We start from the raw sequence: 16,267 nt of genomic DNA, 5'->3' as shown, positions 1-16,267 counted from the left end.
TACAAAGTCGTGCTACTCTACGCGCCGGCTTATTTTAGATAGGCTTGCGCTTTGTTTTTCTTATTCATTCAGCACGACATAACTAATGACTCGACTACAATCCTTCCTCAATTCGCTTAAATCGTTTAACCTTGATCAGGCTGACGCATCAAAGCTAGAACGACTCAATCAGTACATCGAATCGAATCCATTTTCTGCTTATGGTTACTATCAACGTGGAGTGTACGTTGCTGGTCCTCATATCCTTGAAAATGAAGGCCGTCTCATGGAAGAAGAGGAAATCGATACGCAGCAAGCGTTGGCAGACTTTAATAAGGCGATTGAGCTTAACCCTAACTTTATCAAAGCCTACTACCACTTAGCGACGCTCTATTTCTCATTAGATATTGATGACACGGCAGCACAAGAGTTGTTAGAGCATGCCTTAAGCATCGAGCCGAATAATGTTGAATGTCTGTTGCTGTATGCGGATCTCGTCAGCTACGAAGGTGTCCCGCAGCATGCCCTAGAAATTATGGACCGCGTCATTGAGGCTGAGCCCTCAGCCAAGCATCTTTTCTTCAAAGCACGCACGCTTGTCGACAGTGGTGAAGCGGAATGGAGTCTAGAAAACTTCGCTCAAGGCGGCAGTTTGTATCAAGCGGCTATCGAGGTTTTTCAACAAGTGGTGCAAATGGAAGATAACGACGAATTCCTGCCAGATAGCCATGAGTATATCGATTACTGCCGACACATGATCAAAAGCCACGTGTGCCACTAAGTTGCTAGCATAACCACCAAAGAACCCATCCGATCTCATGAGAAAGAAAGGGACAACGATACGCCCGCTTTCTCATGCCATTTATCTTATATAGCCTCAGATCCATCGCTCTCAAATCATGATATGTCGCTAAGTTTTCACGCAATAAATACGTTAATTTAGTGGTTCTTTTAGGTGTACTGGCTGGTTTTAAATCAGCGATTGTAATCAGTATAAATAGCCAAAGACTTAAATTGATAAAAGGAAACGTTGTGAGCGAACATTATAACGAAGCCATTGCCCGCCACTATGCGGCCTACCGCCCACCGATTCATGCGCTCATTTTACAGCAGCAATTTGCAGATTCAGCCCCCTTCTCACACGCCGTTGATATTGGTTGTGGTACCGGATTATCGGCTATCGCGTTAACGCCATACTGCGATAAAATACATGGTATAGAGCCAAGCCAGGCCATGATTGATCAAGCAACATCGCACCCCAAAGTCATTTACCGACAAGGTCATGGTGAATCGATCCCACTTGAAAGTAATAGTGTTGATTTGGTGACGTTTGCAGGATCGCTTTACTATGCGAAAAGCGACACACTTATCCGTGAACTTTGCCGAGTTTGCCATCCCGATGCGCTCATTTTAGTCTACGACTTTGAAGTCCTTCTTGACCCAATATTGGACTCGCTCGGTTTGCGAATTGTTCGTGGAGAATCGGGCTATGATCACGCCATCAACTTTAGCGATTGCCCCGAACTGGGTGAACGCTCACGAGAAGAAACCACCCTACCGCTAACGATGAGCTCACCACAACTGGCGCATGTTTTGTTGTCTTCTAATCGCCGGTTTTCCGTGATAGCGGAATGGCTAAATCAAAACGATCCATTTGAGGGATTGGTTGCCGCGCTTAATGACATTGCTCAAGTACACACGATTCGTATCGATACCTATCAATCGCTTTATCATGTGAATAAGTCGTCTGCGACTTGCCAGCGTTGAGTGCTGCTTAGTGGCAGTCCTGATTGACGATGTTTACTGCGGTGATTAACGATCGATGATGGGCTATTGATTCTTGATGATGCGCGGCGCATGACATTCAGAGACAAGAAAAGAAAAAGCAGCCCGAAGGCTGCTTTTTATCTTTTATTTTTTCGCAGGGCGGCTTGGGCGGCTCACTTGCGTTTTAGCGCGAGCACCTTGCTCACCAGCCGTTTTTTTCGGCTTACGGCGGCTTGGGTTATTGCTGCGACCTTTTGGCGCGCTTACACGCTCTTCGTGACGCTTAACGGCGCGACGAATTTTCTGGCTACGTGAACGCTCACGGCTACGTGACGTTGAATCTTTGCTTTCGTCTAGCATTGTTTCACGTTCTGGTTTCAACTCAACCAATTCGCGTAGGTAGTTTACGTCTTTCAGTTGCAGTTCCATCCAACCGCCACGAGGCAGTTTCTTATCTAAGTAGATGTCACCGTAACGAACACGCTTCAAGCGGCTAACCGTTGTCTCTTGTGATTCCCACAAACGACGAACTTCACGGTTACGACCTTCGTTGATCGCGACATAGAACGTATGGTTCATGCCTTCACCACCGGCATACACGATGTCTTCAAAACGAGCCATGCCGTCTTCAAGTTGAACACCACGTACTAGGTTTTTCACTTTCTGTTCGTTTACTTCACCAAAAACGCGTACTAGGTATTCACGTTCTACTTGGCGACTTGGGTGCATTAGGCGGTTAGCCAATTCACCATCGGTCGTAAACAGTAGTAGACCAGATGTGTTTGCATCTAGACGACCAACAGAAATCCAACGAGACCCACGGATTTTAGGTAGACGGTCAAATACTGTACGACGACCTTCTGGATCGTGACGAGTACATAACTCACCTTCAGGCTTGTAGTAAGCCAATACACGACAGACAACTTCTTCATCTGCTTTAACCGACACTGTGTGTCCGTCAACACGAACGATGGCGCTATCATCTTCTAGGCGCTCACCTAGCTTAGCGACCATGCCGTTCACACTCACGCGTCCTGCTTTAATCAACGTTTCTAATTCACGTCGAGAGCCATGACCCGCTCGAGCCAATACTTTCTGAAGTTTTTCGTTCATCTAACTACCTATGTGTCGTCTTCTCAGACGTCGAATGAAATATGCGACCTAAATTCGCGGTCGCATAATATATCAAATATTGCCGATGAGGACAGCTAATTTTAAGCGTTGTCCTCGTCTAATGTCGGTTATTCAAATGGGGTAGGATCACCCGCGCCTAAACGCGCCAACTCCGCTTCGCCTTCACTAAAGTCGATCACTGTGGTTGGCTGCTCACCTAGGTAACCACCATTTAGGATCACATCCACCGCGTGCTCAAGTTTGTCGCGGATATCTTCTGGATCAGATTCCGTCACTTCGTTGCCGGGCAAAATCAACGATGTCGACATCATTGGCTCACCAAGCGCTTCTAATAAGTCTAGTGCAATACGGTTATCTGGCACACGAATACCAATGGTTTTACGCTTGGCATTCATGAGACGACGTGGCACTTCCTTTGTCCCTTTAAAGATAAAGGTGTAAGGCCCCGGCGTGTTGTTTTTTAGCAAACGAAACGCGGCGTTATCAACGCGCGCATACAATGCAATCTCAGATAAGTCACGACATAACAATGTAAAGTTATGCTTGTCGTTAAGACGACGGATCTGACAGATACGTTCTAGTGCTTGCTTGTTTTCAAGCTGGCAGCCAAGTGCGTAACCGGAATCGGTTGGGTAAACCACCACTCCACCGTTACGAATGATTGCTACCGCTTGACTGATCAAGCGAGCCTGTGGGTTTTCAGGATGAACGTAAAAAAACTGGCTCATGGTAATTCCTCATTAATCGATCTCTGAAGTACCGTAATATGAAGGCTCGATACCCCAATCTTTCCAAACTGGTTCAACGCCGGATGGCAACCAGAGGTTACGCCCCAACTCCATCCATGGTGATGGATAGTGAAAGTCGCTGCCTTGGGACGCTAATAGATTGTATTGTATCGCATAATCAGCCAAGTTGCGTCTTTCTTGTTGTGCTTGCTGAGGTTGCGCCACTTCCATTGCATCACCGTTTGCTTCAACAAACGCAGCCAGTAGACGCTTTATCCACTTCGCAGTCAAACCATAACGCGCAGGATGAGCAAGGACCGCCTTACCACCCGCCGCATGAATTGCGGCCACCGCTTCCGACATTGAGCACCAATTAGGTGGCACATAACCGGGGTTATTACGCGTTAAATACTTTTTGAAAACCTGCTGCATCGTCTTCGCATAGCCATTCGCCACCAGCCACGCCGCAAAGTGTGCGCGGGTTAATGGAGCGCCATCGGCAATGGCTCTGACTTCTTCTAGCACACCTTCACGGGTGGCTTTTTCTAAACGATCCGCCATCAATTCGGCGCGAACTTCACGGCGTTGTTTTTGCTCGCAGATTAAACTCTGTAGCTGCGGATGGTCAGGTTCAAGATTCAGTCCAACAATATGGATGTCTTTGTTTTCCCATACCGTTGAAATCTCGATTCCGTTGATAATCTTAAGGTCAATATTATTGTCAGCAACGTATTGTTTCGCTGCCGCTAAACCGTTCACGGTATCGTGATCGGTTATCGCTAATACTTTCACATCAAAGCCGACCGCGCGATCCACTAGGTCTTGTGGACTGAATCGACCATCAGAGGCGGTTGTATGGCTGTGTAAGTCTATTTTCATATCTGTTTTTGGTACCAATTATTTTGTTCATTCTCGGCTGCCCCCTCTCACCCACGACAATGCCATTCATAGATAACGCAACACTGACACGTTGTTAGCGTCAGTGGCGACAAGGCTTATTAACCGTTCTTCGGCGCAACTCAATAAAAACATATTGATTAGTGTAGGACGAAAGGTTGACACCAGGTTAAAATACTAGTTAACTAGTACGCAATTACAGGCGAGAAGTTGAAGACAGGCTATGTTACAAGAATTTAACCAAAAGCAGAAAACAAAAGTGACTTTGCCCCAATCTAAAGGGAAGCAAGCAGAGTTATCTTGGTGGCGCACTTGGAACCGTTCTTGGTGGGCAAGCGTGTATTTCTAATTTATCGACAGATTGAAAAAGAAGTCACTCACAAAGCCCGCTTAGATTAGCGGGCTTTTTGTTTTGTTGTACACCTCACACCCAACTGTTTAAGAAATAAGCAAATACAAGTATTCACCGTTTGGGAGAACGTTTGCTTTATGCGAGACTGTATAACAGAAAGGATACAAACAATTAAAAGGAGGTCTTGTGAATAAGGCCATTACAATAAACGCACTGGCTAGCGTCGATGTGATCCATACGCAAGTACCGTATGCTCAAGATCCCACGCGCCTTTTCCATACTTTGTGCGAAAACAAGACCGATAGCTTATTACTGGAATCGGCTGAGATTGATTCTAAGCAAAACCTCAAAAGCCTGCTGATTGTCGATTCGGCGGTACGCATTGTGTGTTATGGACATCAAGTGACCATGACAGCATTGACCGACAATGGTCAGGCACTGCTTCGCCACATCGAAAAAAACATTCATTCGAGTATTGTGTTTGAGTCACAAGAGAAGCAACTCACGCTGACGTATTCAGATCCGAATAATCAATTAGATGAAGATTCTCGTCTGCGTGAAGCGTCTTCTTTTGATGCACTACGCCTCATTCAGCACAGCTTTGATCTCTCAAAACATGACAAACACGCTTTGTTTCTCGGCGGTCTATTCGCTTACGACTTGGTAGCAAACTTTGAGCCGCTTGGGGACGCGAAAGCCACGAACCAATGCCCAGACTATGTTTTCTACGTTGCAGAAACGTTGTTGATCGTCGATCACCAAACACAGAGCTGTTTATTGCAAGCAACGCGCTTCGACACCACCAGTAGTGCAGCTACTATCGAAAAACGTTTGATTGAGATTACCCAAGCATGTGGCGATCCTAAAACGTTGCCCCTGGCGACGCCGCTGACCGATGTGAGCGTCACCCCAAGCGTGTCCGATCACGATTTTTGCCAAACCGTGCGTGATTTAAAGCAGTTCGTTGTCAAAGGCGATGTCTTCCAAGTGGTGCCTTCGCGTCGTTTCACTCTACCTTGCCCTTCACCATTAGCGGCTTATAAAGAACTGAAATTGAATAATCCAAGCCCTTACATGTTCTACATGCAAGATGAGCTATTTACGCTTTTCGGCGCCTCTCCAGAAAGCGCCTTGAAATATGAAACCGACACCAACCAAGTCGAAATTTACCCCATTGCCGGTACGCGTCACCGTGGTAAACGCGCCAATGGTGAGATTGATTTTGACCTTGATAGCCGCATTGAGTTAGAGCTACGCACCGACGGTAAAGAAAACGCGGAACATATGATGTTGGTGGATTTAGCTCGTAACGATGTCGCACGCATTGCGGAAGCGGGCACACGCCATGTGGCAGACTTACTCAAAGTCGACCGCTATAGCCACGTGATGCATTTGGTGTCACGCGTCGTCGGTCAATTACGTGACGATCTTGACGCGTTACATGCTTATCAAGCGTGCATGAATATGGGCACGTTAACCGGTGCGCCAAAGATTCGCGCCATGCAATTAATTCGTGATGTCGAACAAGCCCGACGCGGCAGCTACGGCGGCGCCGTGGGTTACCTCACTGGCGAAGGTACGTTAGATACTTGTATCGTGATCCGCTCAGCGTACGTTGAAAACGGCATCGCCCAAGTGCAAGCCGGTGCTGGTGTGGTATTCGATTCTGATCCACAAGCAGAAGCGGATGAAACACGCGGCAAAGCGCAAGCGGTGATCTCAGCGATTCAAGCCGCTCATCAGCACAATTCTCAACACAGGTAAGGGAGCAAGATTATCATGGCCAATATCGTCTTTATCGATAACTTCGATTCATTTACCTATAACTTGGTTGATCAATTTCGTGCCATGGGGCATCACGTCACGATCTATCGCAACCACATTGCCGCCGCCACGATTGAACACGCTATCGGCCAACTCGACAATCCGGTCATGCTGCTCTCGCCTGGCCCTGGCGAACCATCGCAAGCGGGCTGCATGCCAGAGCTGATCCTGCGCCTAAAAGGCAAGGTACCAATGATTGGTATTTGTCTGGGTCACCAAGCCATTGTGGAAGCCTACGGTGGTACGGTGGCTGGTGCCGGCGATATCGTTCATGGCAAAGTGTCAATGATGGCACACCAAAATCACCCTATTTACGCCAACCTTCCGTCACCACTTGCGATTGCGCGTTACCACTCGTTGGTCGCCACTCACGTCTCAGCAGAGCTGACGGTGACCGCAGAAGTGGATAACCTCGTGATGTCGGTAGTACAAGAGCAAGACAAGGTGTGTGGATTTCAATTCCACCCAGAGTCGATTATGACCACCTACGGCGCCACATTACTCGCGAATGCCATTGAATGGGCATTAGAGCGAAATCAAGGATAAGGAATATAATCATGGAACCGATTATTAATAAGCTTTATGACCAACAAGCGCTGACCGAGCAAGAGAGCCAACAACTGTTTGATACCATCATTCGTGGCGAACTCGATCCGATCTTGATGGCATCCGCACTGACGGCCTTAAAAATCAAAGGCGAAACACCGGCAGAAATTGCGGGGGCTGCGAAGGCGCTTCTGGCCAATGCAAACCCCTTCCCTCGCCCTGACTATGACTTTGCCGACATCGTCGGTACGGGTGGTGATGGCCACAACACGATTAATATCTCCACCACTGCAGCGTTTGTTGCGGCCGCATGTGGCCTGAAAGTGGCGAAACATGGCAATCGCAGCGTATCAAGCCAATCGGGGTCGTCTGACTTACTCGACTCGTTCGGTATTGATCTTGCCATGAGCGCTCAAGACACTCGTGATGCCGTTGATGAACTTGGTGTTGCCTTTCTATTTGCGCCTCAGTATCACGGTGGCGTGCGCCATGCGATGCCCGTGCGCCAAACCATGAAAACCCGCACCATCTTCAACATTCTTGGCCCGCTAATTAATCCCGCTCGTCCCAACATTGAACTGATGGGGGTTTACAGCGAAGAGTTAGTTCTTCCAATTGCTGAAACCATGCTAAAAATGGGCATGAAGCGCGCTGCCGTCGTTCATGGTAGCGGATTAGATGAAGTCGCCATTCATGGCGAAACCACCGTCGCTGAAATCAAAGATGGCCAAATCCATCAATACACTTTAACGCCAGAAGATTTTGGTGTGGAGCGCTTCCCACTGGAAGCCATTAAAGGCGGCGACCCACAAGAAAACAAAGCGATCATTACCAATATTTTAACCGGCAAAGGCAGCGATGCTCAGCTCGGGGCGGTGGCCGTCAACGTTGCACTGTTGATGCGCCTCTTTGGTCATGACGATTTGAAAGCCAACACGCAGCAAGCGATTGAGGCGATGAATTCAGGCAAGGCGTTCCGGTTGGTTGAACAACTCGCGGCGCGTGGATAAAAAAGGGATCACCAATGACACAAGTATCCGACCACTTATCACAACATGTCTCGATAAAAGAGGCACAAATGGCTGAAGTGTTGGCAAAAATTGTCCGAGATAAATACCAATGGGTGGCGGCGCGTAAAGTCACTCAACCACTCGAAGAGTTTCAATCCACGCTTGCATCTTCTGAACGTGATTTTTACCAAGCACTGAACGGTGACAAAACCGCCTTTATCTTGGAATGTAAAAAAGCGTCGCCTTCGAAAGGATTGATTCGAGAGGATTTCGATCTTGATTACATCGCATCGGTATACAACAACCATGCCGATGCTATCTCGGTATTAACCGATGAGAAATATTTTCAAGGCAGCTTTGATTTTCTCCCTCAAGTGAGTCGCCAAGTTCGTCAACCCGTGCTGTGTAAAGACTTCATGATTGACCCTTATCAGGTTTACTTAGCACGCCATTACCAAGCGGATGCCATTCTATTGATGTTGTCAGTATTGGATGATGAAGAATACCAACAACTGGCAGACGTCGCGCACTCGTTAAAGATGGGCGTATTAACCGAGATCAGTAACGAGGAAGAACTGCATCGCGCAGTCAAACTCGGTGCGAAAGTGATTGGCATTAATAACCGCAACTTACGGGATTTGAGCACCGATTTAAACCGCACGAAAGCGCTCGCACCGACACTGCGTGAACTGGCACCTAATGCGACCATTATTTCCGAGTCGGGGATTTATACTCACCAGCAAGTGCGAGATTTAAGTGCTTACGCCAACGGTTTCTTGATCGGCAGCTCATTGATGGCCGAGAAAAACATTGAATTAGCAGTGCGAAAAGTGACTCTTGGGCAAAACAAAGTCTGCGGCCTAACCCATTCAGAAGATGCGGCGAAAGCGTATCAATCGGGGGCGGTATACGGTGGTTTGATCTTCGTCGAAGCCTCCAAGCGTTACGTCACACCAGAGCAAGCACGCTTGGTGATGAGTGGCGCACCACTTAACTATGTGGGCGTGTTCCAAAATCATCCTGCAGAAATCGTTGCAGAAATCGCGGACCATTTACACTTAACCGCCATCCAATTACACGGAAATGAATCGCAAGAGTACGTGGATGCACTACGCATTCAACTACCCGCAGATATCGCGATCTGGAAAGCATATGGCGTGAGCGATCAGACGGCCATTCGCCTAAGTCGCCACGTTGACTGCCACCTGCTTGATACCAAAGTTGGCAATCAAAGCGGTGGGACAGGACAAGCGTTTGACTGGTCGTTGATAGGCAGTACCGAACAAGTGATGCTCGCAGGTGGCATTTCTGCCGACAATGCGCAGCAAGCCAGCCAACAAGGCTGCTTAGGATTAGACCTTAACTCCGGTGTAGAAAGCGCACCGGGTAAGAAAGATTTAGTGAAGTTGCAACAAGCGTTTGCTGCAATTAGACAATATTAAGGAAGAGAACAATGGCGAAGTTAGATGCCTATTTTGGCGAGTACGGCGGTCAATACGTTCCGCAAATCTTAGTGCCTGCCCTTGAGCAGCTAGAGCAAGCGTTTATCGATGCGCAAGAAGATGCGGAATTTCGTAGCGAGTTTATGACGCTGCTACAAGAATACGCAGGTCGCCCAACCGCGCTTACGCTCACTCGTAACCTCACTAAGGGCACCAAAACCAAGCTTTACTTAAAACGTGAAGACCTGTTGCATGGTGGCGCACACAAAACCAACCAAGTGTTAGGCCAAGCCTTATTGGCAAAACGCATGGGTAAAGACGAAATCATCGCCGAAACGGGCGCAGGTCAACATGGTGTTGCCACCGCACTGGCTTGTGCTTTATTAGGCCTGAAATGTCGTGTGTATATGGGGGCAAAAGATGTTGAGCGTCAAAGCCCGAACGTATTTCGTATGAAACTAATGGGCGCGGAAGTCATTCCGGTTCATTCTGGCTCTGCCACCCTAAAAGATGCCTGTAACGAAGCGCTACGCGATTGGTCTGGTAGCTATGAGACGGCCCACTACCTATTGGGAACGGCTGCTGGCCCTCACCCATTCCCAACCATTGTGCGTGAATTCCAACGCATGATTGGTGAAGAGACTAAGAACCAAATTTTGGCGCGTGAAGGCCGCCTACCCGATGCCGTCATCGCCTGTGTTGGTGGTGGTTCAAATGCGATTGGTATGTTTGCCGATTTCATCAAAGAAGAGAGCGTGCGTCTGATTGGGGTTGAACCCGCAGGCAAAGGCATTGATACCGACCAACATGGCGCACCACTGAAACATGGTAAAACCGGTATTTTTTTTGGTATGAAAGCGCCATTGATGCAAGACCCAAATGGTCAGGTAGAAGAGTCTTATTCCGTCTCTGCGGGTCTGGATTTCCCATCCGTTGGCCCACAGCACGCGCACCTGAATGCGATCGGTCGCGCGGAATATGACAACGTTACCGACGATGAAGCTCTAGATGCCTTCCAAGAACTCGCTCGCAGTGAAGGGATTATTCCGGCACTTGAATCGGCTCATGCTTTGGCACATGCACTGCGCATGGCACGTGAAAACCCAGAAAAAGAACAGCTTCTGGTGGTTAATCTATCGGGTCGTGGTGACAAAGACATCTTTACCGTCCACGCCATTCTTGAAGAAAAAGGAGTGTTTTAATGGACCGTTATCAACTGATGTTTGACCGCCTTGGCAAAATCAAACAGGGCGCATTTGTACCCTTCGTGACAATCTGTGATCCGAACCCAGAACAATCACTTGAGATCATGCGCACCCTGGTTAAATCCGGCGCAGATGCGCTTGAACTTGGCATGCCGTTCTCCGATCCGCTTGCGGATGGCCCAACCATTCAAGGCGCGAATATTCGAGCACTAAACTCCGGCGCGACGCCAGACATTTGCTTTGAATTGATTAGCAAAATCCGCCAAGAATACCCAGAACTGCCGATTGGTTTGCTGATGTATGCCAATCTGGTCTTTTCGCGCGGTATTGAAGACTTTTATCAACGCTGTGCCAAGGCTGGCGTCGATTCAGTGCTGATTGCCGATGTACCCACTAACGAAAGTGCTGAGTTTGTCGCGGCGGCTGAGAAGTTTGGGATTCATCCTATCTTTATAGCCCCACCCACAGCGAGTGACGAAACGCTTCAATCGGTATCGAAATTGGGCGGTGGCTATACGTACTTGCTCTCTCGTGCAGGCGTAACAGGCGCGGAAACCAAAGCGAATATGCCCGTCGCCGACCTACTGGCTCGCCTTAATCAATTCGATGCACCGCCTGCGCTACTTGGCTTTGGTATCTCAGAACCGGCGCAAGTCAAAGAAGCGATTGATGCGGGAGCTGCCGGCGCAATTTCAGGTTCCGCGGTGGTCAAGATCATTGAAACCAATCTCGACCAACCACAACAAATGCTGCAAGCACTTGAACAATTCATCGCGCCAATGAAAGCAGCAACACAACAGTAAAGCGTCAGCAAAGCACCAAAACTGACGGTACTGGTATGATTTAAAAAGGGATGCTAGCCAAGCATCCCTTTTTTCTTGGTCTATTTTCACGTTTATCCCTGCCAACTTAATGCCCCTTAAACACCGCCAAACCAGCATTGATTCACCCGAGCTATCCCCCGACACTTAAAAGAACATAACCAACAAATCATCAAACCAAACCAGCAACAAATAACAAACTCAAAACCTACAAACGCCATCAAAAACACGCCCACCAGAAATGCAAACGTTTACTTTCACGTAAAAATCACCGCAAGACCGCGAAAAAGCATTTTATTCACCCCTTTGTCATCGGTTGCGTATTGCCAATTGTAAAAATTACGTGTAAAAAATTGACTCGAATTATTATCCACCAGTTACTATATGAACAGTGGTTAATACTAGGATTTAAAAGTTATTCAGCACAGAGGTTATGGACGTGTTCAAAGAAAAGAATTTACTTAGCAACATCGGTGTTCAAGTTGTCATCGCAATGATCGTGGGTACTGCCGTTGGTGCCATGATGGGTCACAGCGCGGTGATGTTCGCACCACTTGGCGCAATTTTTATCAATTTAATCAAAATGCTTGTCATCCCTTTAGTCGCTGTCGCGCTTATCTCTGGTGCGGCAGGCTTAGGGAATAGCCAATCCGCCGGCAAAGTTGGCACCGTCACTCTGGGTTTCTTTGCAGTGACATCTGCACTTGCTGTTGCCCTTGCTCTGGTTATGGGCACCGTCTTCCAACCTGGTATCGGTATTGACCTATCGGGTGTTGAAGGCATGTTCTCAGCTGAATACGCTTCTAAAGGTGAACTCCCTACTTTTTGGGCAACCGTTACTGGTATGATCCCAACCAACGTTTTCCAATCACTGAACGAAGCAAACATCCTACAAATTTTGGTTTTCTGCCTATTCTTCGGTATCGCTTTATCAAAACAGTCGGAAGAACGCCGTACTCCTATCATCAATGGCGTAAACTGCGTTGTTGATGCGATGGTATGGATGATCAACAAAGTGATGATCATTGCTCCTATCGGTGTGTTTGGCCTGATGGCTGAAGCGGTGGGTACCTTTGGCTTTGGTGCGCTAATGGTGGTATTCAAGCTATTCCTTGTTTACACCGCAGCGATCCTTATCTTCGGCTTTGTGGTTTACCCAGCGATGATCCACGTCTTCACGAAGACGTCAGCGAAGCAATTCATTAGCGCGATGAAAAAGCCACAAGCAGTCGCACTATCAACCGCGTCTTCAATGGCCACTCTGCCCGTTACCATGGATACGGTTGAACACGAACTGAAAGTACGTAACTCCACTGCATCATTTGTGTTGCCACTAGGCGCAACCATCAACATGTCAGGCAACGCCATTTACTACGGACTTGTTGCGATCTTCTTTGCTCAGCTATTTAATATTGAGCTGGGTATGGGCGCTTATATTGCCATCATCGTAACATCGACGCTTGGTGCAGTTGGTCAAGCGGGCGTTCCTGGGCCATCTTTCTTGGTGGTTGCGGTTCTTCTTGCGGCTGGCATTCCAATCGAAGGTTTACCACTGTTGTTCGATCTTGACCGTATTTTTGACATGATTCGTACCGCACTTAATATCACAGGCGATGCCGCTTGTGCCGTTATCGTTGATGCGCTAATTGAAGATGAAGTTGCAGAAAACGTTGAGCTTGAAAAACAACAAGCCTAATTAAATGTTTAAACCATAGAAGCCACTCGATTGAGTGGCTTTTTTTTGTCCGAATGCAAATGCTATACCCGCGTCTTTCGTGCTAACGTTTCGTTTAAGATGCCCCTTTCTCCCCTCTTTTTCACTGGAAGATAAATCGGAATTTTCTGACATTGCGAGAATAAGAACTAGTGATAGTATGGCGGCCGTTTTTCACCTCACCGCTCTGATAATGACACGCTCATTTTTTAAAGACTTACGCCTAAAGCACAAATATAAACAAGCATTCTTTCAAAAGAGTAATTGTGCCTTGCTGCTGTGTAACAACGATCCATTCTCAACCATCATTGATGCCAATGATGCGTTTTATCGACTTGTTGGCTTCAGTAGAGAAGAAATGGTCCACGAGCATGACAATCGATTCGCCAATCTAGTGATCGATGATTTGAGCCAAATTTTGGCGAAAGTGTCATATTCATTGCAGGATAATTCGACGCTCGACTACGAATTTCGAATTCGTAATAAAGAAGGAAAGACACTGTGGATTCATGATATCGCCACCTACGACAAGGAGCTCAATTGCTTTTTTGTGGTGATCATGGACATCACTTATCGACAGAATGCATTAGACGCGATCGTTAAAACAACCAATATTGATAACTTGACCCGATGGCTCTCGTCTCTCATTGATAATATTCCCAATCCCATCGCGATTTTTAACGATCATGAGATTGTGTTATCGAATAAGAATTTTCAGTATATGAAGACCGCGGCCTGCCCCAGTGGCGATTTGGCTGAAATAGCGATTTTTGATACGCACATTCAACGTCTATGGCAAAAAAATCAGGCGCAACAAAAAACCGCTCAAGAAAATCATGCGGAATCCCAATTCGATGAAATAGATGAAATAATTGAAACTCTGGGTGGCAAAACTTATCGCATCAAACAACAAGCATTAACGCAACTGTTGGAAACCGGTGAGTTCTCTATGATCGTGTTCGATGACATTACTTTGCTGCAAGAAAAACAACTCGCGTTAAGCAAAGCCATTGAGGCTCGAAATCACTTTCTGGCCATCATCAGTCATGAACTCAGAACCCCGATTGCGGCAATGATTGGGTTAATGCGCTTATTAACGAGCCATCTCCAATCCAAAGAGAGTAGACAACTGCTCGACTCAACCATTCAGTCGGCTCAGCGACTCAATCTACACGTTAATGATATCCTCGACTTCTCCAAAATGGAGGCGGATCAGCTTGAGCTCGATCGACAACCCATAAGGCTATTCGACGAAATTAGCGCCACACTGGCCACTTATCAGCCATTGTGCCAAGAAAAAGGCATTATTTTTTCTTTCGACTGGCAACCAACACCGATTGAGGTTGTTCAACTGGATTGGCCAAGAATTCAGCAGATCTTCAATAACATCTTAACCAATGCGATCAAATTTACCTCTCAAGGAGCGATTGAGGTGGCGGTTAACTTGCAACACAATAAGCTCAACATCGAAGTGAAAGACTCGGGGTGCGGAATGAGCCAAGCGCAATTGGCATCGCTCTACACGCCCTTTCAGCAAGGCGATAAAACCATTAGCCGACGATTTGGCGGCACCGGGTTAGGACTCTCTATCGTTAAACGCTTAGTTGACCTGATGTCCGGAGAGATCGATATAATCAGTGAGATTAACATCGGCACGACCGTAAAGATCAGCCTGCCTTGCAACGTCAACATGCCGTCACCAACGTCATCCTCAGAAGCGTTTGTCGCTCGATCCTTGAATCATGGAGATCCATTGAATGAGGCCAGCGCGCAACCGCAAGCCACCGCGCATTTATTGACGCAGGCGACGAGTAAACCTATTCATATTTTAGTGGTCGATGATGATCCGATTAATCGACTCGTCTTTAGTAAGCAACTCGATAATTTAGGCGTTGTATCAACGGTTGTTGAATCGGGCAAAGAAGCGCTACAGACGCTTAAAACACAGCCGAATATTGGCCTAGTTATTACTGACATTCACATGCCTGAAATGAATGGCTATGAGTTTAGTCGCCACATCAGGCAATGTAGCGTGTTTCATCAAGTGCCCATTATTGGTTGCACCGCAGACAACTCTAAAGAGGTCATTATGCACGCTCAACATGCCGGAATTGATAAAATGATATTCAAACCCTATTCCGTTGATGCGCTTGAGGGTTTAATCAAACACTACCTCGTCGCCACTCCTGAGATCTCACGTTAACCTCGGTCACTGACCGGTTATCTGGTTATCTGGTTATCTGAGAGATGGCATGCCCACACCGAGAGCGCTATTGATTCAGATATAAAAAAACCCAGCATCTTTGCTGGGTTTAATAATACAGGTGCGTATTACAAGAAGTGGAACGTCGCGTTGATAGAGAAGTTCTTCACGTCTTCTTCTTTCATCGAGAATACGTTGTAGCTTGCACCTAGAGAGATAGGACCAAAAACAAAGTATTCAGCGCCGATACCGTACATGGTATCAAATTCGTCTTCTTTGAAGTTAGAGCCTTTCAACTCATAAGAGTGTACGCCCGCTTTCGCGTAAACGTGCAGAGGGCCAAAATCAATGCTTGGTTTCGCCGCAAAGTACACTGCTGAACCGTTAAGATCACCGATGCGCTTGTTACCGTATTGAGTGGTGCCGAAATCACCAAAGTTCTGGTAACCCGCTTCAAGACCGATAAATGGCAGAATACCTGTACCTACGTGAACATTGTATGAAGTCGCAGACTCGTTACCAAGATCAGCTTGACCGGCGCTTGCGCCGCCGTAGATCCAAGAATCCGCTGATGCTGTCGCAGATGCACCTAGAAGTGCTAGAGCGAGTAGTGTCTTTTTCATAATTAACCTTCTCTTATAATTT

At 47.2% G+C, this 16,267-nt stretch carries 15 protein-coding genes and 1 other annotated feature; of the genes, 11 read left to right on the top strand and 4 right to left on the bottom strand.

Annotated features, from left to right (window positions below):
* The first annotated feature begins 85 nt into the window (after positions 1-85).
* Entirely contained in the window at positions 86-760 is a 675-nt protein-coding gene (locus OJ16_RS05910) for a tetratricopeptide repeat protein (RefSeq protein ID WP_152613823.1), read from the top strand.
* Between the two features lie 251 nt (positions 761-1,011).
* Entirely contained in the window at positions 1,012-1,746 is a 735-nt protein-coding gene (locus OJ16_RS05905; protein ID WP_040988338.1) for a class I SAM-dependent methyltransferase, read from the top strand.
* Between the two features lie 144 nt (positions 1,747-1,890).
* Here the strand turns inward: OJ16_RS05905 and rluB are convergent, their stop codons facing one another.
* The 3 genes from rluB to rnm form a co-directional block, all read right to left on the bottom strand.
* Entirely contained in the window at positions 1,891-2,859 is a 969-nt protein-coding gene (gene rluB / locus OJ16_RS05900) for a 23S rRNA pseudouridine(2605) synthase RluB (RefSeq protein ID WP_040988336.1), read from the bottom strand.
* Positions 2,860-2,987: 128 nt separating this feature from the next.
* Complete coding sequence (locus tag OJ16_RS05895) at positions 2,988-3,608, bottom strand: L-threonylcarbamoyladenylate synthase (protein ID WP_040988332.1); 621 nt, start codon at positions 3,606-3,608, stop codon at positions 2,988-2,990.
* Between the two features lie 12 nt (positions 3,609-3,620).
* Entirely contained in the window at positions 3,621-4,487 is an 867-nt protein-coding gene (gene rnm, locus OJ16_RS05890) for an RNase RNM (RefSeq protein WP_040988330.1), read from the bottom strand.
* 241 nt (positions 4,488-4,728) lie between these two features.
* Between rnm and OJ16_RS19730 the strand changes: the two genes are divergently transcribed.
* The 9 genes from OJ16_RS19730 to OJ16_RS05850 all read left to right on the top strand — a co-directional run bounded on the left by OJ16_RS19730 (position 4,729) and on the right by OJ16_RS05850 (position 15,622).
* Positions 4,729-4,854 carry a Trp operon leader peptide gene (locus tag OJ16_RS19730; RefSeq protein ID WP_082030216.1) on the top strand — a complete coding sequence of 42 codons (126 nt, stop codon included), beginning with the start codon at positions 4,729-4,731 and terminating at the stop codon, positions 4,852-4,854.
* Positions 4,801-4,917, top strand: a sequence feature (Trp leader region). It overlaps the preceding gene by 54 nt.
* 126 nt (positions 4,918-5,043) lie before the next feature.
* Positions 5,044-6,621, top strand: a complete 1,578-nt coding sequence (locus OJ16_RS05885; protein WP_040988329.1) for an anthranilate synthase component 1 — start codon at positions 5,044-5,046, stop codon at positions 6,619-6,621.
* 15 nt (positions 6,622-6,636) lie between these two features.
* Complete coding sequence (locus OJ16_RS05880) at positions 6,637-7,227, top strand: aminodeoxychorismate/anthranilate synthase component II (RefSeq protein ID WP_040988326.1); 591 nt, start codon at positions 6,637-6,639, stop codon at positions 7,225-7,227.
* 11 nt (positions 7,228-7,238) lie between these two features.
* The gene (trpD, locus tag OJ16_RS05875) at positions 7,239-8,237 is read left to right on the top strand and encodes an anthranilate phosphoribosyltransferase (RefSeq protein ID WP_040988324.1); all 999 of its coding nucleotides are present in this window, start codon (positions 7,239-7,241) and stop codon (positions 8,235-8,237) included.
* A gap of 14 nt (positions 8,238-8,251) precedes the next feature.
* The gene (gene trpCF / locus OJ16_RS05870) at positions 8,252-9,679 is read left to right on the top strand and encodes a bifunctional indole-3-glycerol-phosphate synthase TrpC/phosphoribosylanthranilate isomerase TrpF (protein WP_040988322.1); all 1,428 of its coding nucleotides are present in this window, start codon (positions 8,252-8,254) and stop codon (positions 9,677-9,679) included.
* A gap of 11 nt (positions 9,680-9,690) precedes the next feature.
* Complete coding sequence (gene trpB / locus OJ16_RS05865; RefSeq protein WP_040988321.1) at positions 9,691-10,881, top strand: tryptophan synthase subunit beta; 1,191 nt, start codon at positions 9,691-9,693, stop codon at positions 10,879-10,881.
* Positions 10,881-11,687 (top strand): tryptophan synthase subunit alpha, encoded by an 807-nt coding sequence (trpA, locus tag OJ16_RS05860; RefSeq protein WP_040988319.1) that lies wholly within the window; start codon positions 10,881-10,883, stop codon positions 11,685-11,687. Before trpB ends, trpA begins: the two co-directional genes overlap by 1 nt.
* 451 nt (positions 11,688-12,138) lie before the next feature.
* Positions 12,139-13,401, top strand: coding sequence for a dicarboxylate/amino acid:cation symporter (locus OJ16_RS05855; protein ID WP_040988317.1), 1,263 nt, complete (start codon positions 12,139-12,141; stop codon positions 13,399-13,401).
* A gap of 211 nt (positions 13,402-13,612) precedes the next feature.
* Positions 13,613-15,622, top strand: coding sequence for a PAS domain-containing hybrid sensor histidine kinase/response regulator (locus tag OJ16_RS05850; protein ID WP_160289863.1), 2,010 nt, complete (start codon positions 13,613-13,615; stop codon positions 15,620-15,622).
* 128 nt (positions 15,623-15,750) lie between these two features.
* Here OJ16_RS05850 and OJ16_RS05845 read toward each other — a convergent pair whose 3' ends face one another.
* Positions 15,751-16,245, bottom strand: coding sequence for an outer membrane beta-barrel protein (locus tag OJ16_RS05845; RefSeq protein ID WP_040988315.1), 495 nt, complete (start codon positions 16,243-16,245; stop codon positions 15,751-15,753).
* Positions 16,246-16,267 lie beyond the last annotated feature (22 nt).

The sequence above is a fragment of the Vibrio renipiscarius genome, assembly GCF_000827885.1.
GTDB classification, from domain to species: domain Bacteria; phylum Pseudomonadota; class Gammaproteobacteria; order Enterobacterales; family Vibrionaceae; genus Vibrio; species Vibrio renipiscarius.
Note: the sequence above shows the minus strand (reverse complement) of the source record. Positions and strands in the feature narration are given on the sequence as shown.

Bases quoted from the DNA above. Each gene is read 5' to 3' on its own strand.
- OJ16_RS05910 (WP_152613823.1), top strand. From the start codon at position 86: ATGACTCGACTACAATCCTTCCTCAATTCGCTTAAATCGTTTAACCTT.
- rluB (WP_040988336.1), bottom strand. From the start codon at position 2,859: ATGAACGAAAAACTTCAGAAAGTATTGGCTCGAGCGGGTCATGGCTCT.
- OJ16_RS05895 (WP_040988332.1), bottom strand. From the start codon at position 3,608: ATGAGCCAGTTTTTTTACGTTCATCCTGAAAACCCACAGGCTCGCTTG.
- rnm (WP_040988330.1), bottom strand. From the start codon at position 4,487: ATGAAAATAGACTTACACAGCCATACAACCGCCTCTGATGGTCGATTC.
- OJ16_RS19730 (WP_082030216.1), top strand. From the start codon at position 4,729: ATGTTACAAGAATTTAACCAAAAGCAGAAAACAAAAGTGACTTTGCCC.
- OJ16_RS05880 (WP_040988326.1), top strand. From the start codon at position 6,637: ATGGCCAATATCGTCTTTATCGATAACTTCGATTCATTTACCTATAAC.
- trpD (WP_040988324.1), top strand. From the start codon at position 7,239: ATGGAACCGATTATTAATAAGCTTTATGACCAACAAGCGCTGACCGAG.
- trpCF (WP_040988322.1), top strand. From the start codon at position 8,252: ATGACACAAGTATCCGACCACTTATCACAACATGTCTCGATAAAAGAG.
- trpB (WP_040988321.1), top strand. From the start codon at position 9,691: ATGGCGAAGTTAGATGCCTATTTTGGCGAGTACGGCGGTCAATACGTT.
- trpA (WP_040988319.1), top strand. From the start codon at position 10,881: ATGGACCGTTATCAACTGATGTTTGACCGCCTTGGCAAAATCAAACAG.
- OJ16_RS05855 (WP_040988317.1), top strand. From the start codon at position 12,139: ATGGACGTGTTCAAAGAAAAGAATTTACTTAGCAACATCGGTGTTCAA.
- OJ16_RS05850 (WP_160289863.1), top strand. From the start codon at position 13,613: ATGACACGCTCATTTTTTAAAGACTTACGCCTAAAGCACAAATATAAA.
- OJ16_RS05845 (WP_040988315.1), bottom strand. From the start codon at position 16,245: ATGAAAAAGACACTACTCGCTCTAGCACTTCTAGGTGCATCTGCGACA.